The 25,622-nt window shown below is 35.8% G+C and carries 21 protein-coding genes; 13 read left to right on the top strand and 8 right to left on the bottom strand.

Annotated elements, in window-relative coordinates:
* The first annotated feature begins 236 nt into the window (after positions 1-236).
* Positions 237-1,973, top strand: coding sequence for an ABC-F family ATP-binding cassette domain-containing protein (locus tag JEP40_RS01940; protein ID WP_198622210.1), 1,737 nt, complete (start codon positions 237-239; stop codon positions 1,971-1,973).
* A 57-nt stretch (positions 1,974-2,030) separates the two neighbouring features.
* On the opposite strand, the gene yqfB is transcribed toward JEP40_RS01940, so the two are convergent.
* From yqfB to JEP40_RS01925, 3 genes are all read right to left on the bottom strand, one after another.
* A complete protein-coding gene (gene yqfB / locus JEP40_RS01935) occupies positions 2,031-2,351 on the bottom strand; it encodes a N(4)-acetylcytidine aminohydrolase (protein WP_198622209.1) in 321 nt (106 codons plus the stop codon).
* Positions 2,352-2,411: 60 nt separating this feature from the next.
* Positions 2,412-3,260: a bifunctional DNA-binding transcriptional regulator/O6-methylguanine-DNA methyltransferase Ada gene (gene ada / locus JEP40_RS01930; RefSeq protein ID WP_198622208.1), complete on the bottom strand. Its 849-nt coding sequence runs from the start codon at positions 3,258-3,260 to the stop codon at positions 2,412-2,414.
* Between the two features lie 65 nt (positions 3,261-3,325).
* Positions 3,326-3,946 carry a DNA-3-methyladenine glycosylase family protein gene (locus JEP40_RS01925; RefSeq protein ID WP_198622207.1) on the bottom strand — a complete coding sequence of 207 codons (621 nt, stop codon included), beginning with the start codon at positions 3,944-3,946 and terminating at the stop codon, positions 3,326-3,328.
* Positions 3,947-4,315: 369 nt separating this feature from the next.
* Here JEP40_RS01925 and JEP40_RS01920 point away from each other — a divergent pair, with 369 nt between their 5' ends.
* Positions 4,316-5,338 carry a methyltransferase gene (locus JEP40_RS01920; RefSeq protein WP_198622206.1) on the top strand — a complete coding sequence of 341 codons (1,023 nt, stop codon included), beginning with the start codon at positions 4,316-4,318 and terminating at the stop codon, positions 5,336-5,338.
* Positions 5,339-5,402: 64 nt separating this feature from the next.
* Here JEP40_RS01920 and leuE read toward each other — a convergent pair whose 3' ends face one another.
* On the bottom strand, positions 5,403-6,050 hold the full coding sequence (gene leuE, locus JEP40_RS01915; protein WP_198622205.1) for a leucine efflux protein LeuE: 648 nt from the start codon (positions 6,048-6,050) through the stop codon (positions 5,403-5,405).
* 544 nt (positions 6,051-6,594) lie between these two features.
* Between leuE and JEP40_RS01910 the strand changes: the two genes are divergently transcribed.
* Together JEP40_RS01910 and JEP40_RS01905 are read left to right on the top strand one after the other, a co-directional pair.
* Positions 6,595-7,707, top strand: a complete 1,113-nt coding sequence (locus JEP40_RS01910; protein ID WP_198622204.1) for an NAD(P)/FAD-dependent oxidoreductase — start codon at positions 6,595-6,597, stop codon at positions 7,705-7,707.
* Positions 7,708-7,716: 9 nt separating this feature from the next.
* The gene (locus JEP40_RS01905) at positions 7,717-8,484 is read left to right on the top strand and encodes a GNAT family N-acetyltransferase (RefSeq protein WP_198622203.1); all 768 of its coding nucleotides are present in this window, start codon (positions 7,717-7,719) and stop codon (positions 8,482-8,484) included.
* Between the two features lie 47 nt (positions 8,485-8,531).
* Here JEP40_RS01905 and JEP40_RS01900 read toward each other — a convergent pair whose 3' ends face one another.
* The gene (locus JEP40_RS01900; RefSeq protein WP_198622202.1) at positions 8,532-9,128 is read right to left on the bottom strand and encodes a sugar O-acetyltransferase; all 597 of its coding nucleotides are present in this window, start codon (positions 9,126-9,128) and stop codon (positions 8,532-8,534) included.
* A gap of 80 nt (positions 9,129-9,208) precedes the next feature.
* A complete protein-coding gene (locus JEP40_RS01895; protein ID WP_198622201.1) occupies positions 9,209-9,967 on the bottom strand; it encodes a DJ-1/PfpI family protein in 759 nt (252 codons plus the stop codon).
* Between the two features lie 85 nt (positions 9,968-10,052).
* Between JEP40_RS01895 and JEP40_RS01890 the strand changes: the two genes are divergently transcribed.
* Positions 10,053-10,676: a TetR/AcrR family transcriptional regulator gene (locus JEP40_RS01890; RefSeq protein WP_198622200.1), complete on the top strand. Its 624-nt coding sequence runs from the start codon at positions 10,053-10,055 to the stop codon at positions 10,674-10,676.
* Positions 10,677-10,700: 24 nt separating this feature from the next.
* Here the strand turns inward: JEP40_RS01890 and JEP40_RS01885 are convergent, their stop codons facing one another.
* Positions 10,701-11,426 (bottom strand): sulfite exporter TauE/SafE family protein, encoded by a 726-nt coding sequence (locus tag JEP40_RS01885; protein ID WP_332873023.1) that lies wholly within the window; start codon positions 11,424-11,426, stop codon positions 10,701-10,703.
* Between the two features lie 144 nt (positions 11,427-11,570).
* Here JEP40_RS01885 and JEP40_RS01880 point away from each other — a divergent pair, with 144 nt between their 5' ends.
* From JEP40_RS01880 to glgP, 6 genes are all read left to right on the top strand, one after another.
* A complete protein-coding gene (locus tag JEP40_RS01880) occupies positions 11,571-12,452 on the top strand; it encodes a LysR substrate-binding domain-containing protein (protein ID WP_232799122.1) in 882 nt (293 codons plus the stop codon).
* A gap of 364 nt (positions 12,453-12,816) precedes the next feature.
* The gene (gene glgB, locus JEP40_RS01875) at positions 12,817-15,000 is read left to right on the top strand and encodes a 1,4-alpha-glucan branching protein GlgB (protein WP_198622198.1); all 2,184 of its coding nucleotides are present in this window, start codon (positions 12,817-12,819) and stop codon (positions 14,998-15,000) included.
* Between the two features lies 1 nt (position 15,001).
* Positions 15,002-17,071: a glycogen debranching protein GlgX gene (gene glgX, locus JEP40_RS01870; protein ID WP_198622197.1), complete on the top strand. Its 2,070-nt coding sequence runs from the start codon at positions 15,002-15,004 to the stop codon at positions 17,069-17,071.
* 21 nt (positions 17,072-17,092) lie between these two features.
* Complete coding sequence (gene glgC / locus JEP40_RS01865) at positions 17,093-18,442, top strand: glucose-1-phosphate adenylyltransferase (protein WP_198622196.1); 1,350 nt, start codon at positions 17,093-17,095, stop codon at positions 18,440-18,442.
* Positions 18,439-19,872 carry a glycogen synthase GlgA gene (gene glgA, locus JEP40_RS01860; protein ID WP_198622195.1) on the top strand — a complete coding sequence of 478 codons (1,434 nt, stop codon included), beginning with the start codon at positions 18,439-18,441 and terminating at the stop codon, positions 19,870-19,872. The genes glgC and glgA overlap by 4 nt, the downstream gene beginning before the upstream one ends.
* 43 nt (positions 19,873-19,915) lie before the next feature.
* Positions 19,916-22,366: a glycogen/starch/alpha-glucan family phosphorylase gene (gene glgP / locus JEP40_RS01855; protein ID WP_198622194.1), complete on the top strand. Its 2,451-nt coding sequence runs from the start codon at positions 19,916-19,918 to the stop codon at positions 22,364-22,366.
* 84 nt (positions 22,367-22,450) lie between these two features.
* Here the strand turns inward: glgP and JEP40_RS01850 are convergent, their stop codons facing one another.
* Complete coding sequence (locus JEP40_RS01850; protein WP_198622193.1) at positions 22,451-23,101, bottom strand: helix-turn-helix transcriptional regulator; 651 nt, start codon at positions 23,099-23,101, stop codon at positions 22,451-22,453.
* A gap of 93 nt (positions 23,102-23,194) precedes the next feature.
* On the opposite strand from JEP40_RS01850, the gene JEP40_RS01845 reads away from it, so the two are divergent.
* Positions 23,195-24,610, top strand: a complete 1,416-nt coding sequence (locus tag JEP40_RS01845; RefSeq protein ID WP_198622192.1) for an MFS transporter — start codon at positions 23,195-23,197, stop codon at positions 24,608-24,610.
* Between the two features lie 207 nt (positions 24,611-24,817).
* Positions 24,818-25,612: a hypothetical protein gene (locus JEP40_RS01840; RefSeq protein WP_198622191.1), complete on the top strand. Its 795-nt coding sequence runs from the start codon at positions 24,818-24,820 to the stop codon at positions 25,610-25,612.
* Positions 25,613-25,622 lie beyond the last annotated feature (10 nt).

Raw genomic sequence — 25,622 nt, 5'->3', positions numbered from 1 at the left:
TCTTGATAGAATCAAGTTACCGATTAACATTTAAACTTAGAAAAGGAGGCTAATTATGCTTTTGTGTGATCTTATTGAATACTCACACTTCTTTGGTAATCGCCATAGCTCAGGCTTTCACAGTATTTTACTGCGTTAACCTGCCTGAGCGACGTTAACTATGACCTCTCCTCGGCTTACAGGGTTATCGCGAGATATTACCCAAGGCGTTATTACGTCTAAAAAATGAGTAAGCTATGAGCACATTATTATCTACACAAAATCTGTCTTTTCATAATAACCACGGATTATTACTAAATGATATTTCTTTAGCACTAATTAAAGGTGAGAAAATTGGTCTAATTGGCCATAACGGTTGTGGAAAAAGCACATTATTAAAACTTTTATCACACCAATTAACACCGAATGAAGGTGTTATTTCCATTGCCAATCAAACTGTAATGGCTTATATAGAGCAGCACCTACCTCAAGAGCTACAGCCAATGACATTAATGGATGCTGTACTTCATAAACTCCCTGAAGAATACAGATTATCTGAAGGTTGGCGCGCAGAATTACTACTTAGCGAAATGGGCTTCACGTTTGATGAAAAAGATCTACGCGTTTCACAATTAAGTGGTGGCCAACATACTCGTTTATTATTAGCGAGGGCGTTAATTATTGAGCCTGATCTATTATTACTTGATGAGCCAAGTAACCATCTCGATTTACCGACTATTTTGTGGTTGGAAGCATTTCTCAAATTGTGGCGTGGCAGTTTTATCTTGGTTTCACATGATAATACGTTATTAGACAATGTAACGAATTGTACATGGATCATTCGTGATAAATCGCTATCTATTTTTCGTTTACCTTGCTCTCAAGCTAGAGCGGCACAAGAAGAGCAAGATATCAGTGCACAACATCGTCATAATGCACAACAAAAAGAGATAGATAGAATTGCCCAAAGTGCGAAGCAACTTGCAATATGGGGACACGTTTATGACAACGAGAGTTTATCTCGTAAAGCGAAACAGATGGAAAAACATATTGTTCGTTTAAAAGATGAACAAACTGAAGTCACTGCAGGAAATCAATGGGTATTAAAGTTCTCGGGAACGTTATTACGCGCGGATAGACTTTGTGAATTAAACCAATTGTCTGTTATTCCTGCTGAAAATGCCCCCATTTTATATACTGTAGAAAATCAGCGTATCAAAAGTGGTGATCGGGTGGCAATAATTGGTGCTAATGGAACCGGAAAGTCATCACTATTGAAGATGATCTGGTCACTTAGCTCAGTTAAAACAAATGAACTAAATGAAATAAGGTTGCATCCTCGTGTTGAACTGGGTTATTACGATCAAAAAATTGCTCAATTGATTGATAATGATACGCTTTCTGATGCATTAAAACCTTTTGCTCCATTAACAGATGAACAACGTAAAATGGCACTGATTAGTGCAGGCTTTGTCTATGCTCGTCATGGACAAAAAGTCAGCACATTAAGTGGTGGTGAACGTGCTCGCTTATTATTTGTTGGACTGAGTTTAGCTAAGTATTCTTTTCTCATGCTAGATGAACCCACTAATCATATTGATATGGAAGGTAAAAAAGCATTAGCTGAACAGATCAGTCAATTCCCTGGAGGGGTGTTATTAGTTAGCCATGATAGGGAATTGATTGAAAATAGCTGTAATCGGTTTTGGTATATTCATCATGGCGTTTTAACAGAGCATCATGATATTGAAACGATCTATCAGCTTATTTCATCTGAAGAAATACCCGAAGTTCAGCCAGCGGATGATTTACTGAATATCTCATCAACGCCATTAGTTTCACATGATGATGATGAAAAACTCTTGAAGTTAATTGAGTTAGAAGAAAAATTAGATGCTGATTTAGCGCGCAAAACTAACCATCAAAAACCTGCTTTGCAGGCCCAATGGAAATTAGAGATTAGTCAGCTAAAGCAAGCACTTAAATTAATTTAGGATAGATAAAATTTTGTTTAAACAAAAAGGATCACTCAGTGATCCTTTTTATTGTTCTTATTTTACTAATTCATACTCAATAAGATATAAAGACTGAGTTGTCGGATAAATATCTTTAATCAACATTTTTAACACAGGAAGTGTCATACCTTCTTGTTGTGCATGATATGCATTAATATCATCATAAAGTAAAGGTGATACTGCTATAATTTTTAATTTACCATAGTAAGTGCGATGTTCGTTAGCATATAACTCAACCACACTACCTGGCTTATAATAGCTTTCACTTTCATCTCGAATAGTAATTACTTTTATTTCATTAAGAATTGAAGGAATTAAACGCTCAAAAAAAGTAATTTCTGTAGGGTTCGTTGACATAGCATTACTCACGAATAAATTGATAACTTACTGATTATCTTACCATGCTTTACTACTCTTTTATCTCTTTTTGCTAATTACTGTGTTATTTGATGCTTCTGTTTGAAGCAATTTTGCTTTACGGTCGATCCCCCACCGATAGCCTGATAACTCACCATTTTGACGAATAACTCGATGACAAGGTATCGCCACTGCAAGTTTATTAGCTGCACAGGCATTTGCTACCGCACGATATGCTTTAGGTGAACCGATTTTATTGGCAATTTCTTGATATGTCATAGTACTACCAAAAGGAATATCTAATAATGCTTGCCATACTTTTTGTTGAAAAACAGTACCTTGAATATCAAGAGGTAAAGACAATGGTTGTTTTGGTAATTCAATAAAACCGATGACCTGCGCTATTATTTGTTCAAACTCTTTATTTGCACCAATTAATTCAGCGAGAGGAAATTGTTTTTGTAAATCTTCTAATAACTGCTCTGCATCATCCCCTAACATAATAGCGCAAATCCCCCTTTCGCTTTGAGCCACAAGAATATTTCCTAAAGAACACAATGCAATCGCAAAAAAGATAGCAATATTCTTACCACCAGTACGCCAATTTGTTGGCGTCATTCCTAATATTGCAGCTGCATTTTCATAAAAACGGCTATTAGCATTAAAACCTGATTGATAAATTGCATCTGTAATACTGCCATCTTCTATTAGGGCTTTTTTTATTAGTTTTTGGCGGTAGGCATTGGCATAATCTTTTGGGGTGATACCCATAATCGATTTAAAGAGACGATGAAAATGATATGGGCTTGCCATAACATGCTCAGCAATACGAGCCAGTGAAATATCACCGTTATTTTTTTCAATAAAACGGCAGGCTTGTTCAATAAGTTGGTTACGCTTATTTTCCATTATGACAGTCCTTTAATGCGGGATTATGGTTATTATCAACAACCATAATAAATAAAGAACTCCGTTTATTGCGCACTGTTTTCGGGCTCTTTAGATAATGCCCATAAATAAAGCGATGCGGTAGAGCCATAAGGTGAATACCGCTTACGATAACGCGCAAAACGTGCTTTATCTAATGTTTTATGACGATAAAGGCGCATGATCCCACGTTGAATAGCCAAATCCCCCCAACTTAAAATATCAGGGCGATTAAGCGAAGAAATTAATAGCATTTCGGCAGTCCAAATCCCAATACCTTTTAGTTGAATTAAAGTCTCAATAACCTCTTTATCTGTCATATCTGGAATTTTATTTAATTCTAAATGTCCAGAAATTACTGAGTTTGCAATACCAGTAATGTAACCTGCTTTACGCATTGTCATACCACATTGCTGAATTTCTTGTTCTGTTAATATGGCAATACGTTCTGGTGTATAAACACCGTCACATAAATTCAATAGCCGTTGATGCACCGTTGTGGCAGCAGAAACAGAAATTTGTTGTTCTATAATATTTTTAACTAACGCTGTAAATAAATCAGGTGTAAGAGGACGCTTAATATCTCCCATTCTTTCAATGAGTGTAGCTAAACGCTTATCGCGTTGTTTTAAAGTTTTTATTTCTTTTTCACCATACTGAAAGTACATAAATTCACTCAGATAAATAGGAAACATTAGAATTAGTATAGCGTGAAAATAGATATACTATGCACTCCATTTCTTGCTTTTTCTTTATATAGATCTAATAAAAGAGTAAAAATCACCTAACGTAATTATTACTGAAATATTCATATTACATAAAAAGATGTAAGTAATAATTTAATATTTTTTATATTGTTATCTTAACAGAAGGAACCTATTTACTCATATAACAATAGAATGTAAATATTATCACAATTAAAAATCATTAAAATTAAATAAGAAAATAATAAAAATCAAATTAATCATCTATAATTTATTTGTTTTAATATTTTTATTTTAATCAATTGTTAATTACATTTAATCATAAGGTTTAATATGAAAAATAATACTTTTAATTTAAAAAATAAATCAGCTGCTTTAGATTTAATGAAAAAAACAATGCTCTTTACTATTCCTGCTGCATTAAGAGCCGCCTCATTATTAAAAGTGGCGGACTTACTTAAAGAGGGTCCTAAAAATGTAAATGAATTAGCTAAAGAAACAAATACATTACCATTAGCATTAAATAGAATATTAAGGATCCTCGCTTCTGAAAATATTTTTTATGAATCAGAAGGGTTAAATTATTCACTTGCCCCAGCAGGGCATTTTTTACTAAGTGATCATGAATATACATTGCGTGACTCTATATTAATGTTAACCAATGAAACATTTTGGCGACCAGTTGGGGAAGTCGTTGAATCTCTTAAGGGAAATCCTGCTTTTGAGAATCTCTATGGTATGTCCTTCTATGAGTATTGGAAAGATAATGTTCGTGAAGATCATGATTTTCAAGTAGGAATGAATTCACTGTCAAAAATAGAAAATCACTTTATTGTGAAACATTATGACTTTCCTAAAAATATAGTAGTTACCGATATTGCTGGCGGTTTAGGGGGGTTATTATTAGAAGTATTAAAAACCAATCCAACGTTAAAAGGACAGCTATTTGATCGCAAACATGTATTAGAAAGAACTCGATTAGTTGAACTAGGTGATGATAGTCGATGGAAATTAATTGAAGGCGATCTTTTTGGTGATTTCCCTGAATCAGATATTTATTTAATTAAATATATTATTCATGATTGGGATGATCAAAGTGCAGTGACTTTCTTTAAAAACTTTAGAAAAGCAATGAAACCAGATTCTAAAGTTCTTATTATAGAACCGGTTATCTTTAAGAAAAATATACCCGACACAGCGAAATATATGGATGTGATTTGTATGAGTGGATTTCCTGAATCAGGTGAAAGAACAGTCGATGAATTTGAAAGATTATTAGATCAAGCAGATTTGAAGATAAACAAATTTATTAAAACAGACACTTATCACGTTATATTAGAAGTTATCATAAAATAATATTATTTATTAAAAAAGCCACTACATAGTGATATGAAGTGGCTTTTACATTTAAAATTAAATCTTAAGCTGTTAAAGCAAGCTTGGCACCAAAAAGTAAGAAAACCGCACCTATACAACTATTTGATAATGATGCTAATCGTTTGTTATGTTTAACTTTATTAGTAATTGCCACACCGCCAAAAATAAGAATTGATAAATAAATCATACTACATGTTTCTAAAATTGCCCCTAATACAAAAAATGGAACACCCGCATTTTCATATTTAGGGTCAATAAACTGAATAAAGAAAGAGACATAAAAAATGATCATTTTAGGATTAAGCATACTTAAAAATAAAGCCTTAACATAAAGACCATCTTTTGCTTTGATTGCTACTTCTGATACTTGCTCAGTTGCCTCTTCTTTTTTGTGAAACGTTGCATACAATGTCTTTAAACCTAAATAGGTTAAATAAAGAGCACCTGCATATTTAATAACAATAAAGAAAACGGGTGAAGTCTTGACTAATGAAGCAACCCCCAAAAATGCCAAAAAGATTAATAATGCATCACCCGTAAAAACACCAAGGGCGGCTTTATACCCCCCTTTTACACCATGCTTCGCACTGGAAGTCAGGACGAAAATCGAGTTTGGACCTGGTACTAAGGTAATAAAAATAACGCCTAAAAGGTATGTCCAAATATTTGAAATACCGATACTTTCTAACATACGACGCCTTTTTAAAAAAATAACATGCTGAATATATGAGCTATCATATCCATAATAATATTTTTGTAAAACAATAATCTTCATACTGCGTAAAGATAAGTTAATTAATCTAACTTTATTAATAAAAAGCAGTTAATAACTCCAATTTAGGTGTTTATTTTAGATTAAAAAACCAGTTTGATTGTGGGTTATAGTATGATGCTGAAATTAAAATTTATACAGTTATAAAATTCAAAATAAAATATAATAATAGTCCTATATACTGCAAAAAAGATAAATATCAGATGTAATATCCTGTTGTTTGTTTTATGTTATAGTTCTTTATTCCTTTTGTGATCTACATTTATCAGATATTGTCAAAAAAGAAATAAAAATAGTAACTATCTTTATGAAAAATAATGATTTTTATAAATACATCATTGAATGTATTAGCACAAAAAGTGAGAGGATAAATAAGATTATTTTTCTCAAAACCATTATTCTGTGTTTTTTTATATTTAGCATAAAAATAACCTTACCTATCATTTACCGTTAAGAGAATAAAATGGATAAAAGCAAATCATCGCTATCTCAAAAACCACAAAAGAAAATTATTATTGTTGGTGCTGGCATAGTTGGTGTAATGCAAGCTTGGTATCTTGCAAAAATGAGCAATATGCAGATTATCTTATTAGATAAAGCGAATGCGGGAACTGGCGCAACGAGTGCTTCATTTGCTTGGCTAAATGTCTCTTATGGTCGTCCAGATGCTTATCAACAATTACGAGCAGAAGCGATTCATTGTTGGCGAGAATTAGATAAAGAGACACAAGGAAAACTGAATATTGATTGGACTGGTGCAATAAGTTGGATGTCTTCTGACAAAGAAACTGCTCAATTTATTCAATCACATCATCAAGCCGGTTTTAATGTCCAAGCATTAAATAAAGAGCAATTGATTCATAAAGTACCCAATTTATCTAAAGCTCCGGAATTATCTGCCTTTGCAAGCGATGAAGGTGCCGTTAACCCTTTTCATGTTATTGACACATTATTACGGCAAGCCCAAGAAATGGGCGTGAAATACTGTGCTAATACTGAAGTCATTCGCTTGATAGAAGAAGATCATCGCATTATTGGTGTAGAAACTAAGAATATTAAAATGCATGCTGATCACATTATTTTAACCGCGGGAGTGGGTGCTTTGGCACTATTGTCTGAAAAAGGTATTGATTTACCTTTATATGCATCTCCTAGTATTTTAATCAAATTAACAACTGATGCAGATACGCCATTTTTGCCTTGCATTATATCAACGCCAGAAATGGAGTTACGTCACTTTGCTCAAAATGAGATTATTGCGGCTGAAGATTACATTGATAATAGTGATGAACATCACCCTGAGCACATTGCATGCCATGCACAAGCGACTTTTTATGATAATTTTACGCAAACAGGTAAACTAACGATTGAACAGGTTGCTGTTGGTGAAAGGCCCATGCCTAAAGATGAAATGCCAATTATTGGAGAAATATCTCCTTATCAGGGACTGTATCTTGTTACTATGCACGCCGCCGTGACGTTGTCACCTTTATTATGTAAGTTGGTTGTACAAGAACTAATTTACGAAAAAGCGAATCCTCTATTAACTCCTTATCGCTTATCACGATTTAGCTAGAGAACCATTATGGATGCACAACTGTATAAAGAATTTAAAATAGTAGAAAAAGCATTTTGGTCAGAAATTTGTGAAAATAATATTCGTATTGGTGATCATACTCATTGCTTTATGACACCAATGGATGCGCCAATTTTTAACTTTATTTATTTACGTCAAGGTGCAACAGAAGGCTCGTTCCAGCAGGCCAGTACCCTTTTCTCTTCGCAACAAAAAGATCATATTTTGGTTTTACCTGAATCATTATTGCCTGAATTTGAAGAAATTATAAAAAATGCAAACTATACCGGTGACGGTATGACAACAGCTATGTATTTAACATTGTCAGAAGCGGTGTATCCTTCTTATCGAAATAATCCTTGCGATATTATTCTCACTAATCATAACCTCGAACAATGGGCTCATCCGTTAAAAACGGCTTTTCCTGTGGGGGATGATAATGATGATACAATTGTTAATGAATATATTCGTTATCATCAAAAAGCATTAGATAATGGCGCGACTATTTTCCATTATGCTTTGTTAGTTGAAGGACAACCCGTATCGTCATTAACGCTGACGTTACATGATAAATTAGCGCGTTTTGATGATATTGGGACAGATGTTGCTTATCAAGGCAACGGCTATGCCACTCATTTGATTAAACACGTTTTAGAGTTCTGCCGTGAGCAAGGTGTAGAGCGTTGTTTCTTAGATGCATCCGCAGATGGTTTAGCGCTATATCGTAAATTTGGTTTTAAATCACTTTTTAACTATTTAAGTTTCATAAAAGAGTAACTGTACCACAAGGCTCAATAAACTTATTGAGCCTTGATTTTCAACAATTAAAGTTTCAACCTTCTTTCTGCGTCTGTTTTATCTTTATCACTGATTTGTCTTATTACACGACAGGGATTGCCAACAGCAACACAATTAGCTGGAATAGACTTTGTTACTACACTGCCCGCACCAATAACACAATTATCACCAATAGTTACGCCGGGTAAAATAATGCACCCTGCACCTAACCATACCGAATTACCAATAATAATAGGTAATGCGTATTCAAGTTCATTGCTGCGTATTTCAGGATCAATCGGATGAGTTGCAGTTAAAATGCTAACATTAGGCGCGCACATCACATTGTGCCCAATTTTTACGGGTGCACAGTCTAATATCGTTAAATTAAAATTGGCATAAAATCCTTCACCAATTTCAATCAATTCACCATAATCACAATGAAATGGGGGTTCAATAGTAAAGTTATCGCCTGTTTTACCTAAAAGTTGTTTTAAATATGCCTTTCTTTTTTCAATTTCAGATGGTCGCGTCATATTAAAATCATAAATAATTTCACGCGCTTTTACTCTAAGTGGCTCTAAACTATCATCTTTACATGCATGATAAAGATGACCGGATACCATTTTTTCGTATTCTGTCATTATAATACTCCGAAATTGAATGAAACAGTTTAGATAAACTTCAATATTTATTACTTCATTCTAGCGTGAATTAATTTAACTTAACGGCGTTTTTTGAGGCCATTACGTGCTGCTTGATGAAATTGAGCATTTAAATTAGCCGTCAAATTTTGTGAGATAGCAGTCATTTCAGATCCTGCCAGTGTGGGGGAGCCGGTTCCAAAAGGAGGTCGAGGATCATATTCAATCGCGAGTTCAACCAATTGAGCAAAAGGCGTGCCGAGTAATTGTTCTAATACTAATAATGAGGCATCGAACGAACCTGTTGCTGGTCCCGAAGTATAAATATTACCATCAATCACAACATCACTTCCTTCTATAGCTATGGCTCCCAAATCAGGTAGCATCGGAACGACATTTGAATTACTGGTTGCTTTTTTACCTTTTAATAATCCTGCCGCACCTAAAACTAAAGAGCCGTAACATGTACCAATAACATAACGTGCTTTATTACCCATATTGGCAAAAAATGTCAGTGTCTCTTCATCTTCAACAATTTCTGGTGGTACCATTCCAACGACTAATACATCAAGATCCTCAGGACATTCATCAAAAGTCATGGTGGGCATTGTTGGCCAACCAATATACCCTTCAACTAACTCTTTCTTTTTCCAAATTAAATAAATTTCAGCACTCGCAATCGTAAAGACTGATTGAGCACCATTTATATCCATAGGCATAAAACCTGGGCAGACAAAAATACCTATTTTTAATGGCTTTAATTGCTGCTTACGCCCTTCTTCAACAAGTTTGATAATAGAGGGCATATTTTTTCCATACAGCATTTCATTGTGATTCATTTTACTTTCCTATTTTGTACTGGTTAGTAAAATAATGACATTTGTTTTATACTGAGTAAATAAATTTCTTACTAATTGGTATAAAATGCAAAAAAAAGGTCGCCCTCGTCGTTATGATAGCGATACCGCTCTTGAAAAAATAATGGCATTATTTTGGCGAAAAGGATTTACCGCAACATCGATGGATGACTTGGTCATTGAAACTCAGATGAATAAGCCAAGTCTTTATGCTGCATTTGGTAATAAAGCCGCATTATATGAAAAAGCCATTGAACGCTTTAATCATATTGCTTCTACACGTTATCGCCATGAACTAGAAAAACAGTCACCGAAAGATAAAATTACTGCAAGAGTAAAACGTTATCTGAATTCGGCTATCCATTTTTATACGGATAATGACGGATTAACCGGTTGTATGGTACTTTCAACCGCGGTGACTGAAATTGCCGATCCCGCAATCAAGGCCATGCTTAATCAGGTTATTAATGCACAAACTCAGCAAGTTGAAGATGCTTTACAAGATGCGTTAGAAGTGGGTGAATTAAAAGAAGGAACTGATATTCACACCATTGCATTGGGGGTGGTCTCGCTATTGCATTCCATTTCCTTAAGAGCAAGATCAGGAGCTACAGTTGATGAATTGTTGCCACTCACTGATCTCTCACTGATAATATTAGCGCCTTATTTATCAGATTATTATGATCAATAAAAAATAAATTATTACATTCGTTATTTAAGAGAAAAAGCCATTAAAAAGCAGAGAGCCACCAGCAAAAATTAACATGACATCTAATAGCCCTTGGAATAGTTTAGGTGTCAGTTTTAATACCAGCTTTTTACCAAGGAAATTTCCTATGGTTAAGCCACAGCCCACTAACATTCCACTAATTAGGATAAAGCTATTAACTGCACCAAGTTGGCTAAAAGTTAGGGCTTTGGTGAGATAAATAACAAACGAAGCGGCCGCTTCTGTTGCTAGTAATGGCCCTAGCGTTAGCCCATATGCAGAAAATATCGGAATAGTTAAAGGACCAGTAGAAAACACAACCCCCGTTAAATAGCCGATAACTGCACCAGCAATAATTACTTGGTAAGTTTTCATTTTAATTTGATGTTGGCGTAATAAATGAATAATTGGGATCATCAAAATAAAGAACAGTCCCATCCCAACATTGAGCCATTTTTCAGGCATAACCCATAATGTATTTGCACCTAAAATAACCGCGGGAATACCTGGTAATAAATAATAAAAAAGTGGCTTAAAACGGATACTATGGCGCCATAAATAAATGCGAGATAAATTTCCCATTACGGAGGCAAGTGCCATGATAGGCACCGCCTCTTTAGCGCCAAATACATAGGTCAATGCAGGAATAAGTAAAATAGAAGAGCCTGTTCCAACCACTCCGCTTATGACACCAGAAAGCACAGCTAATAAAATAACCGCGATAAAACTCATTATCATCCTTTAAGTTCAATAAGTTAAAGACGTTGTATCATACCTGCCTTCTTTATTTTTACCTGTGATAAAATATCACCGTACTGTGAGTTTTAATCAGAAAGACTGCTTTATTGGCGAGAAGTAAACTATGATGAGAAAATTATGATGAGAAACCTTCCTCCATTACCTTCATTGCGTGCTTTCTTAGTTGCTTGTCATAGCCAAAGTTATACAGAAGCAGCACAAACACTATGTGTAACTCATGGTGCGATTAGCAGACATATTCAAGTTGTTGAAAAATGGTTTGGTGTCACGTTATTTAACAAACAAGGTTTACGTCGTGTACCAACCCCATATGCATTAACATTGGCACAAGAATTAAGTGATGTTTTTGATAAACTTAATGACATTGGTGTTCGTTATGGCAATGGTGGTAAAAACGATATTTTAAATATCAGTGTTCCTACAACATTATGTTTAAAATGGCTTATCCCAAGAATGGAGGATTTTTATCTTCAATATCCTAATGCCAATATTCAAATTGCGTCAGCAAATAGTGAGCGATTTCACTTAATCAGTCATGATGATTTAATTATTCGTCCTCAACCCCAACAACAAGAATATTCATCTATTGTTTTTCTAAAGGATGTACATTGTTTAGTTGCTTCTGAAAAGTTACTTAAACGTTACAACGTCACTAACTTAGAAGACATTTTTAATTGCCCTGTTATTGACACACTCACTCGCCCTGGTCATTGGCAACAATGGCTAATAGCGGCTCAGCTTAATACTCAGCGATCATTTTTGCGTCAGTATCGCTTTGATCACTTTCATATTTCTCTTCAAGCAATTATCGAAGGTTTAGGAATAGGCATTGGCCCAATCTCAATTTTATCGAATGAGATAAATCGTGGAACTTTAAAAATCTTATTTCCTAACATTCAAATAGCCCCTCTTTATTACTATGCTTTAACGCCGATAGGTGTACAAAAAACCAAAACACACCTCGATTTTGAGCAGTGGCTCACACAACAAAAAAGTTAATTCTGCTAATGAAATAAGTCTTTTCTTTTCATAAAAATGACGATTTCACTCTTATTACTTATACTTTTTAAAACTTCATTTTAAGTGTTTAATTAAAAATATTTAATATCAAATTCTTTTTTAGATTAGGTAAAGTCGCTATTTATGCTGTATTTATAATTCGCGATCTTACTCTGCCCTCCATATCAAATACATTTTAATTCAATCAATTAAAGGTAAATATTAAGTATATTAACCCATGATGATTATTTTATTTTTAAATAATCTGTTAAAAACACTTATTGTTTAACTTAAATTAACGTTCTATGCTGATATCTATATATAAAATTTATTAATTTATTTGCTGGCAACGAAGGACGATAAGATGTCTGTAGCTGTAACAAGAAAAGCAATAGAAAAACTAATTAATGGGTATGAGTCTGATCCTTTTGCACTTCTTGGTATGCATGAAACATCGGCAGGTTTAGAAGTTCGTGCATTTTTACCTGATGCTGTTTCAGTCAGTATCATCGATAGAAAGAATGGCAGAAAAGTCGCGACATTAGAACGTAAACATCCTAGTGGTTTTTTCTGTGGTGTAATCCCTCGACGTAAACGTCGTTTTAGTTACTGTTTAGATGTTACTTGGGAAAATGCACAAGGTATTGTTGATGATCCTTATCAGTTCGGTATTTTACTACAAGAAATGGATATTTGGTTTTTAGCACAAGGTCATCATTCTCGCCCTTATCAATGTTTAGGTGCTCATCCTGCTAAATTAGGTGATATTGATGGTATTACTTTTGCTGTATGGGCACCAAATGCGCAAAGTGTGAGTGTAGTTGGCGATTTCTCATTTTGGGATGAAAGACGTTTTCCTATGCGGTTACGTCGTGAAAGTGGTATTTGGGAGCTTTTTATTCCACAAGCTCATCTTGGTGATTGCTATAAATACGCTATTTTAGATGCCAATGGAGAACGTCGATTAAAAGCGGATCCTTATGCTTTTGAAACACAGATACGTCCTGAAACTGCATCAATTATCAATACATTACCTCCCATTAAGCCAATGCCATTATCGCGTCAGAGAGCGAATCAACGTAATGCGCCTATCTCTATTTATGAAGTTCATTTAGGCTCATGGCGCCGACATACTGACGATCAGAGTTGGTTAAGTTATCGTGAATTAGCTGAACAGTTAATTCCCTACGTTAAAGAAATGGGCTTTACCCATATCGAATTATTGCCTATTAATGAGCACCCCTTTGATGGCTCATGGGGATATCAACCTCTGGGGTTATATTCACCAACTCGTCGCTTTGGTTCACCGATGGATTTCCGTGATTTTATCGAAGCGGCTCATCAAGCTGAAATTAGCGTTATTTTAGATTGGGTTCCTGGCCACTTCCCTGAAGATGACTACGGTTTACGTAATTTTGATGGTACATCGCTCTATGAATATGCTGATAGGCGAGAAGGCTTCCATCCTGATTGGAATACCTTAATTTATAACTATGGTCGTAATGAGGTACTGAATTACCTTTCTGGTAATTTATTGTATTGGCATGAACATTTTGCGCTTGATGGTTTCCGTTTCGATGCGGTGGCCTCCATGCTCTATCGTGACTATAGCCGAAAAGAAGGTGAATGGATCCCGAATAAACACGGTGGTCGAGAAAACTTAGAAGCCATTGATTTTCTTCGTTATACTAATAAATTATTGGGTACAACTTGCCCTGGCACCATAACAATTGCTGAAGAATCTACCGATTTCCCAGGTGTTACCTTACCGCCAGATGATGGGGGTTTAGGTTTTAACTATAAATGGAATATGGGATGGATGCATGACACGTTGGCATATATGCAACGTGATCCTATCTATCGTAAATATCACCACAATCAAATGACCTTTGGCATGCTCTATGCCTATAACGAAAACTTTATTCTGCCTCTTTCTCACGATGAATTTGTGCATGGTAAAGGTTCGTTGATTGGTCGCATGGTGGGTGATGATTGGCAAAAATTTGCTAATTTACGTGCATATCTTGGCTTTATGTGGGCTTATCCCGGTAAAAAACTGCTATTTATGGGATGTGAATTTGCACAATGGCGTGAATGGAACCACGACAGTAGCTTAGATTGGCATCTTCTTGAAACACCAAACAGCCCACACCAAGGTGTTCAACACTTTGTACGAGATTTGAATCTTTCCTATCAGGCCAATGCTCCACTTTATGAATGTGATTTTGAACGCGAAGGCTTTGAATGGCTCACCGTTGATGATCATGACAATTCTGTTTTCGCTTTTTGCCGAAAAGATACACAAGGCAATGAAATTATTGTTATCAGTAATTTCACTCCAGTAGTTCATCACAACTATGTCGTGGGTGTTAACAAAGTAGGTGCATATCAAGAAGTACTCAATAGTGATTCTGAGTTTTACAACGGAAGTAACGTGGGAAATTTAGGTGAAATAGAGACAACAGCAAGTACATTTAATGGCAAACCTTACTCATTGTCATTAACGTTACCGCCACTTGCGACACTGTATTTAAAATTGAAGGATTAATATGTCTTTAGATTATGGTCGCCCTTTTCCTATGGGCAGTCATTATGATGGCTATGGAGTAAATTTTACACTCTTTAGTGAAAATGCCACTAAAGTCATACTCTGCCTATTTGATAAAGCAGGCAAAGAGATCCGCTATCCATTACCCGGCAAAACGGGATCTATTTGGCATGGATACTTACCTGGTGCAGGGCCGGGCTTGCATTATGGTTATCGTGTAGAAGGCGAATGGAACCCAGAACAAGGATTATTCTATCAACCTCAACAGTTGTTATTAGATCCTTATGCGAAACAAGTCACAGGCATTGTGAACAACACCTTGCCTTATACATCTCCTGTTTTTAATGCATTAGAACATGATGATAGTGCGATAACACCTAAAGCAGTTATCACGGATGATAGTGGTTATTTTTGCCACTATTATAAAGAAAAAGGCACTTATCAACGCTTAAATACACCTTGGTCTGAAACTATTATTTATGAAGGGCATGTCAAAGGACTAACAAAACTTCATCCAGATATACCTGAAAAAATTGCGGGAACTTATGCTGCATTAGGCCACCCTGCTTTTATTTCTCATCTGAAAAAACTAGGTATTACGGCATTGGAATTATTGCCAGTTCAATATCATTTAACAGAGCCACATCTTCATAAAATCGGATTAAAAAATTATTGGGGTTATAACGTATTAGCGCCTTTTGCTTTATCGACACAATATTATTCCAACACAGGCCGGAATATTATTGATGAATTTCGAGAAGCAGTAAGATGCTTACATAAAGCCAATATTGAAGTCATCCTAGATGTAGTATTCAATCACACTGCGGAATTAAGTGACCAATTTGAAGGTTATATTGTTTCTCAACGCGGTATTGATAACCAAAGCTATTATTGGTTAAACGATGAAAACAAAGCTCAAAATTGGACGGGGTGTGGCAATACTCTTAATTTAAGTCGCCCTGAAACAGTGCAGTGGGTAATGGATTGCCTACGCTATTGGGTTACTGAATTTCATATTGATGGTTTCCGCTTTGATTTAGCAACAAGTCTTGGTCGTGTTCCTTATTTTGATACACAATCGCCATTATTAACGGCTATTCGCCAAGATCCGCTTCTCTCACGCATTAAGCTTATCGCAGAGCCATGGGATTTAGGCTCTGATGGTTATCAAGTCGGCAATTTCCCAGTTCCATTTACAGAATGGAATGACCGCTATCGTGATGTTATTCGTCGTTTTTGGTTATGGCGAGATGTGTCTATTGCAACATTTGCAGACAACATTACTGGCTCTGCAAAGCTATACCATAAAAACGGACGCCCTCCCTATTCTAGTGTCAATATGATAACGAGCCATGATGGCTTTACACTACGGGATTTAGTGAGTTATCAGAATAAACATAACGAGGAAAATGGAGAATCAAACCTAGATGGACATAACACCAATTACAGTGTGAATTTTGGTGAAGAGGGTTTGATAGTTAACGAAAAAATAGGTCAATACAGATTGCTTGCGACTAGGAATATGTTGGCAACCTTACTGCTTTCTAGGGGAACACCTCATTTACTTGCTGGTGATGAAGTGGGTAATACGCAATATGGTAATAACAACGCTTATTGTCAGGATAATAAAGTCAGTTGGATCAAATGGTTTCAACAACCTTATAACTTAACTGATTACATTCGCCACCTTATTGAATTACGTCACCAAATTACACCTTTAAGTTCTCTTAAATGGTGGGAAGAAGATAGCGAAAATGTTATTTGGCTTAATCAAGATGCTCAACCAATGAGCTATGAAGATTGGCAACAACTTCCGCCCTCACCATTACAACTTTTTTTAGCGCAACAATGGATTTTAATGATTAATCCATTAAGAAACAGAGCTGTCTTTTCTTTACCTGATGGGTCTTGGTCTTGCTTGCTTGATACGGCTAGCTGGCCTCTTTGTCACCCAACACAATCTCAGCATTGTGAAGTACAACCTAACAGTATCACCCTTTGGCGAAATAGCGTTTTTTATACTCAGTCTTCTACTGAAAAATTACCCAATATTTCCTCCCAAGTTAAGTAATTTGATTGGAGTGCTATAACTATGATGACAACAGAACAAGGCCAAAAATTAATGTTGGCACAACAACTTCCTAAAGAGGCAATTGCGCTCGTTTTAGCTGGAGGTCGTGGCACGCGTTTAAAAGCATTGACAGCGAAACGTGCAAAACCGGCGGTTTTCTTTGGTGGGAAATTTCGAATTATCGACTTTACGCTATCAAACTGCCTTAATTCAGGGATCCGTCGCATTGGTGTAATAACTCAGTATCAATCGCACTCCCTCGTCCAACATATTCAACGCGGTTGGTCGTTTTTTAACGAAGATATGAATGAATTTGTTGATTTATTGCCGGCTCAACAACGTTGTAATACTGATCATTGGTATATGGGGACGGCTGATGCGGTATATCAAAACCTTGATATTCTTCGTAGTTACAAAGCTAAATATGTGGTGATTTTAGCGGGTGATCATATTTATAAAATGAATTATGCGCGTTTATTGCTTGATCACGTTGAAAATAAATCAAAATTTACCGTTGCCTGTATTCGAGTTCCCAAAGAAGATGCATTTCAGTTTGGTATTATGGATATCGATGAAAATCGTCGCGTACTAAATTTTCTAGAAAAACCATCAAACCCACCATGCATTCCTGATGATCCAAATCATTCATTAGCGAGTATGGGGATTTATGTTGTTGATAGAGATTATCTATTTGATTTATTAGAAGAAGATAGCCGTGATCCCGACTCACATCATGATTTTGGCCAAGATATTATTCCTAAAATCACTGAACGTGGTGATGTGTTAGCTCATCCATTTGAACTATCTTGCGTTAGCTCTGATCCATCTGTAGCCCCTTATTGGCGTGATGTAGGAACCATTGAAGCCTATTGGTCTGCAAACCTTGATTTAGCCTCAGTGACACCAGAGCTTGATATGTATGCCAAAGAGTGGCCAATTCGTACCTTTATGACCCCTCTACCACCTGCAAAATTTGTACAAGATAATCATGGTGAACATGGGCAAATGATGAACTCTTTGATTGCAGATGGCTGTATTATCAATGGTTCAACCCTCTATTCTTCTGTCTTATTCCCATTGGTTCGCGTTGAATCTTTCTGCCACATTGAAGATTCTGTCATTTTACCTGATGTTACCGTGAGTCATCACTGTTACTTAAAACGTTGTATTATCGAACGTAGTTGTACTATCCCTGAAGGGACAGTCATTGGTATGAATGCAGAAGATGATACGGCACGTTTTCACCGTACTGAAGAAGGTATTGTGCTAGTGACAAGAGAAATGCTTGAGCTATTAGCGCATCAAGAAAAAGAAAAACCAACTGAAAAAAATGCAGAACAAAAACCTCAAAATGAGGAGGCATTTTCGTGAATGTGCTTCACTGTTGTTCTGAGTTATTCCCTCTGCTAAAAACAGGGGGATTAGCTGATGTTATGGGCTCTTTGCCTCTAGCTCAGAAAAAAATAGGCTTAGATGCGCGGGTTGTTATACCTGCGTTTCCTGCGATTAAAGATAATATTGCTGATCTTAAATTAGTCACTAATGTTGATACTTTTGCAGGTAATATTTCTTTGCTTTATGGACAATACCAAGGTGTTGATATTTATCTTATTGATGCACCTCATCTTTATCAACGAGCAGGCAGTCCTTATCACGATGAATATCAACATGCCTATAGTGATAATGTTTTTCGTTTTGCCCTATTAGGTTGGGTTGCCAGTGAATTAACCGCGGGATTAGATCCTTTATGGCATGCTGATATTGTTCATGCTCACGACTGGCATGCGGGGCTAGCTTGCGCTTATTTGGCTGTAAAACACTACCCTGCAAAATCCGTTTTTACAGTTCATAACCTAGCTTATAAAGGCGAGTTTTCACCTTCTCATCTACATCAACTTGAATTACCTGATTACAGCTTTTCAATTAATGGGCTGGAATATTATGGGCAAATTTCGTTCTTAAAAGCGGGCTTATTTTATGCAAATCATATTACGACGGTTAGCCCAACGTATGCCAAAGAGATAACTCGCCCTGAATTTGGTTATGGACTTGAAGGCTTATTACGTCAACGTACGGATGAACATCGATTAAGTGGCATATTAAATGGCATAGATGAGGCGATTTGGGATCCTGCAACGGATAACTTAATTACACGTCGCTATGATGTAAATAACCTCAATAAGCGTCTAGAAAATAAAATCGCCTTACAGAAAAAATGCGGTTTACCTGTTAATAACAATGCCCCTCTTTTTGCTGTTGTGAGCCGTTTAACATCACAAAAAGGACTTGATTTAGTGATTGACGTATTACCTGATATTGTTGATCAAGGCGGTCAATTTGTGTTGTTAGGCACAGGTGATAGTCATCTTGAATCGTTATTTTTACATGCTCAACAACAATACCCTCAACATGTTGCTACTCATATTGGCTATGACGAAAGTTTTTCACACCAAATTGTCGCAGGTGCTGATGTGATTATGGTACCTAGTCGTTTTGAACCTTGTGGGTTAACTCAGTTATATGGCTTGAAATACGGTGCACTTCCTTTAGTGAGACACACCGGTGGATTAGCTGATACGGTGAATGATTGTTCATTAGAAAACCTAGCCCGTCACCAAGCCACAGGTTTTGTTTTCCATGAAGCAACACCTGATGATTTGCGTCTTGCTATCAATCGAGCATTTACCTTGTGGGGAATGCCAAAACAATGGCAACAAGTTCAAACAGATGCCATGAGCCAAACTATTTTTAGTTGGGAAACGGCGGCAAAGACATATGCAACGCTGTATCACCGTTTATAGACACATGTCTATTTGACCTGTAGATCACTAAAAGAGATTTATAATGAAAAGTTTATGTGAATTTGATTATTTATCACCAAATAAGGATGTTGAATCGTTAAAACGTTCTATTGTCTATAAACTGATGTTTATTGTTGGTACTTCGCCTAAATATGCCACGCCAACAGATTGGTTAAACGCAACATCCTACGCTATACGAGACCGTTTAGTTGAACGTTGGTTAAAATCAACTAAAGCGGAACTTTCACCGAAAGTAAAACAGGTTTATTACATTTCGATGGAGTTTCTTATGGGGCGTTTTTTAACGAATGCAATGCTCTCTTTAGGGGTTTATAACGAAGTTAAAGAGGCATTAAAAGAATTAGGACTTGATCTTGAAAAGCAAATTGAACTTGAGCCAGATCCAGGTTTAGGTAATGGTGGTTTAGGTCGTTTAGCAGCGTGTTTTATTGATTCTTGTGCCACATTAGGTTATCCGGTGACAGGCTATGGTATTCGCTATGAATACGGTATGTTCCGCCAGCAAATTCAAAATGGTGAACAACATGAAGTTGCGGATAATTGGCTTGAAAAAGGTAATCCTTGGGAATTTCCTCGCCATGATGTGCAATTTGAAGTAGATTTTGGCGGGCGTTTACAACAAGAAGGCGAGAAAAGTTATTGGGTTGATACCTTAAATGTGCTGGCTCAACCTTATGACTCTATTGTTCCTGGTTATAATACACAAGCAACAGATACCATCAGGTTATGGTCTGCTAAAGCAAATGGTGCATTTAATTTAGGTAAATTTAATAAAGGTGAATACCTTGAGGCGACAGAAGCCAAAGATCGCTCTGAAAATATCTCTCGTATTCTTTACCCTGATGACTCAACTATATCAGGTAAGATGTTGCGTTTGCAGCAAGAATATTTTTTAGTCAGCGCTTCTATTCAAGATATTTTGCAACGTCATTATCATCTTCATCAACGCTTCGATAATTTAAAAGACTTTATTGCTATTCACCTCAACGATACTCACCCTGTTCTTGCTATTCCTGAATTAATGCGTCAGCTTATTGATAATCATGGATTTAGCTGGGGTGAAGCATGGGAACAAACAATCTGTATATTCTCATACACCAATCATACATTAATGGGTGAGGCATTAGAAACTTGGCCTGTTGATATGATAGGACGCGTACTTCCTCGCCATTTACAAATTATTTTCCAAATCAATGATAAATTCTTAAAACAAGTTAGAGAACAATATCCTAATGATAACGATTTATCACGTCGTGTTTCTATTATTGATGAAGAAAATGGACGTAATATCCGTATGGCTTGGCTTGCGGTAATTATTAGCCATCAAGTTAATGGTGTTTCTGAACTCCATAGCCAATTAATGGTGCAATCCTTATTTGCTGATTTTGCGATGATCTATCCTAAGAAATTCTGCAATATTACCAATGGCATAACACCACGTCGTTGGCTGGCTTTAGCCAACCCTTCTCTTTCTCAAGTCATTGATAACCAGATTGGTACTAACTGGCGAACCAATTTAGAACAATTAGGTGAATTAATGCCACTGGTGAAAGATAACGATTTCTTACACCAATTAAAAGATTCAAAGAGACTGAATAAACAAAACTTAGCTAATATTATTCAGCAAGATTTGAATATTACAATTAATCCTGATGCGTTATTTGATGTACAAATTAAACGTATTCATGAATATAAACGCCAACTTCTCAATGTGTTAGGTATTATCACTCGTTATAATCGCATTTTAGAAAATCCAGAGAAAAACTGGGTACCTCGAGTATTTATTTTTGGAGGTAAAGCTGCATCAGCTTATTATAATGCGAAGAAAATTATCAATCTTATCAACGATATTGCCAGTAAGATTAATAATGACGAGCGTATTAAAGATAAACTAAAAGTGATCTTTATTCCTAACTACGGCGTAAGTTTAGCGCAACACATTATCCCCGCGGCAGATTTATCTGAACAAATATCATTAGCAGGCACAGAAGCTTCTGGTACAGGGAATATGAAATTTGCCCTAAATGGCGCATTAACTATCGGTACACTTGACGGTGCTAATATTGAGATTGGTGAGCATGTTGGTTTTGATAATATGTTTATCTTTGGTCACAATGCACAAGAAGTGGCAGAGTTAAGACAGCGTTATTCTCCACGTCGTTATTACGATGAAGATATTGAATTACACACTGCTCTTAATCAAATCGCTAATGGTTTCTTTAATCCAAATTGCCCTGATAAATACAAATCAATTTTCGATAGCTTAATTGAGTTTGGTGATTATTATCAGGTATTAGCTGATTATCGTAGCTATGTTGATACGCAAGATAATGTTGATGTGCTTTATCAAGATGAAGATGCTTGGTTGAAAAAATCTGCATTAAATATCTGCCAAATGGGCTATTTTTCTGCGGATCGTGCGGTAACAGAATATATGCAACGAATTTGGAAAGCGTCTGCGATTACATTGTAAAAACTAAGCTAAATTTCTAAGGACAGAACAGTAACCGCGCTTTAATGCGCGGTTTTTGCTTTTATTGTTTTAGGCTTAATAAAATTAGATTTTAATACGGTAGGCACAACGTCTCGCGCCTTCTAAGATATATTCAACACGTTGCAGTTCTACTCCTAGTGTTTCAGAAAATATCTCTTTCTCTGTATTACAAAAACCTTGGCACACTTTAGCTGCTGCACAAATTGGGCAATGATCTTCAATAAATAGATATTCGTTATCTTTTACTTGCTCCCAATGCGCCATATAGCCTTCTTGACTACGTAGAGTGGCTAAAATATCTAAGCGTTCTGTTAGTTCATCTGCTTCTCTTATCGCTTGTGTGTAGCGTTCATAACTCTGTTTTTTTCGTGCTAGAATAATTTTATCAATTGCACCTTCACCCAATTCTTCACGAATAGTCATCAGAATTTGCGCTGTTAATTCAGCATGAGTATCTGGAAATTGCTTTTGTCCTAATTCTGTTAAGTGCCAATATTGAATAGGTCGTCCAACCCCTCTTGGCTCTGTTATTGCTTCAACCAATCCTGCGCTGGCAAGCTTTACAAATTGTTGTCTTGCCGCTTCGCTACTTGTACCAAGACGTTGACCAACATCATTTGCTTGCATTGGCCCATGTTTTTTAATTAAAAATAGAATTTTATCGCCAACACTACGTTGAGCAGGATAATTATATTCCAAGTTTTTTCTTGACATATTAGGCGTCTCAGTATTTATTAATCCAAGTTTTAACTTGGTAATTTAACGAAGCTATGTCGTAATAGCAATAAAAGAAGGATATTTTTTCTAATGATCCCAGATAATAATAGCCAGTGGCGTGATCTTTTCTCAGGACGGAATGGGGCAATTTCATTTGCACTTTCATTTGGTGTCGTTATCCACGCAATTAATATTTTAATGGCGACCACAATTTTACCCTCAGTCGTAACCGATATTGGCGGAATGGGATTATATGCATGGAACACCACGCTGTTTGTTGCCGCCTCTATTATTGGCTCAGTATTATCTGCACGCTTATTAAGTTTATTAGGTGCCAAAGGTGCCTATCTGATCGCAACGGTACTTTTTTTTATTGGTAGTTTATTGTGTGCAATCGCACCTAAAATGGAAGTCATGTTAATTGGCCGATTTGTTCAAGGCCTTGGCGGTGGGCTTTTATTTGCGCTTTCTTACGCTATGGTGAATATCGTTTATGACCAAGCATTGTGGCCACGAGCAATGGCATTAATTTCAGGCATGTGGGGTGTTGCTACATTAATTGGTCCTGCTATTGGTGGAATTTTTGCCCAATTAGATGCTTGGCGTTATGCCTTTGGTATTATGTTACCTATCATGCTTTTTTATGGTATTTATTTGTGGTTTATTTTACCAAAGAATGACAATGATGCTCCAAAATCAACATCACAAAGCCTACCTTATCTTCAACTAATAATTTTAACAGTAGCAGTTCTGCTTATTTCCTCTGGTAGTCTTTCTTCCTCCCTTACCATTAATTTACTCAGTATCGTGACTGTGTTTGGTTTAATTGGCGTACTTATTTTTTGTGAGAAACGCCTTACTGTTCGGTTATTACCCGCCAATACATTTAAAGGTCTTTCTTTACATGCGCTTTTGTATCTGACTATTTCGTTATTAGCGATTGGTATGACGTGTGAGATCTTTGTTCCTTATTATCTACAAAGCTTACATCTGCAAACACCTTTAGCATCTGGATATATGAGTGCATTAATGGCGCTAGGCTGGACAGTTGCTGAAGTCATTAGTGCAAGCTGGCAAGGTGCTAAAATGCGTTTTAGTATTTTAAGTGGTCCTATTATTGTTTTTGCTGGTTTATTAGTGTTAGCGTTTGTTATTCCAAACCCACTGCTACAATCAGAAAACGCAGTTAGTCTTTCTATTATCTTATTCGCTTTATTCTTAGTGGGATATGGTATTGGTTTTGGTTGGCCACACCTATTAACACGAATATTACAAGTCGCGTCAGAACAAGATAAAGATATTGCGGGGGCCTCTATTACCACGGTACAGTTATTTGCAACTGCACTCGGTTCTGCTCTTGCAGGTATGATAGTAAACTTAAATGGCTTTAATAGTGGTACACCGGAAGGGCTATCTTCTTCTGCATCTGCCCTTTTCTTATTTTTAGCGTTAGCACCATTAATGGCGATTTATACAGCGTGGAAAATAACGCGCTGCTCATACTAAAGTTACTATACTCAAACTATTAAGGGGTGTTTTTTGCACCTCTTTTTATTTATTGTTTACGTTATTTTTTGACGACTTACATATTTCACTCTTTTTTTATCTTTGAATTAAAAATAAATATAATCGTGCAATTTCTAAAAGACGTATTTAATTATTAGCTTAATAATATAAGAAAATATTATTTTTATATATTTAAAGGGTGATGAAATGAGAAATATTTTATTTGGAAATAAGTATGGAGTATCTCGTGCGATAGATCAGAAAAAATCAGTAAAAATTGATGAAATTTCAAATTATCAATCGTTATTAAAAAATATTAATGAAGCAAAAAACACATTTGCCTCATTGAGATACAAAGAAAAATCAACAGACATTAATCTCAAAGATGTAAGTCAAAGACTCGCGATTATGATGCTAGAAAGCACGGTAAAAGATTTAAACTCGCCAACAGCCAAGAAATTGACACTAGAGCAGATGATAGGAAAATGGAAAGAAGAAGAAAGAGTTACGCTTATATCAGCCATAATTAATAGAGAAATTGATCATATTTGCGCTAAAAAAAATAAACATTTAACAGGTGAAAATCGAAAAGAAATATTTGTTGAATTGAGCAAGGAGTATAACATTGAAATAAACAGTAAATGTGCCCAAAGCTCTATTATTCAATCACTATTACGTGATACTCATGTAATGGAAAAAATATCTTCACTAAAGATAGATGAAATCTTAAAAAATAACTTAACTATTAAACCTCTTAAAAATGAATTGGTAAAAATAAAAAACAACACTCAAGAAAATAATAACTCCATTACTACTATCCTCAATGAAAATAATATGATGATAAATATGGAATATTCAAAAATAAAAGGAGATTTGTATAATGACTTAGCAAAAAATGTTTATAACACATTATTTTATAGTGATAAAAGTAAACCGATCCCTTTTGACGAGATCATTCAAAAGGTCAACTATTTAACATCAACGATAATGACAAAATCATAATAGTTCTTTG

Source organism: Proteus vulgaris, assembly GCF_016239305.1.
Taxonomy (GTDB): domain Bacteria; phylum Pseudomonadota; class Gammaproteobacteria; order Enterobacterales; family Enterobacteriaceae; genus Proteus; species Proteus vulgaris_C.
Note: the sequence above shows the minus strand (reverse complement) of the source record. Positions and strands in the feature narration are given on the sequence as shown.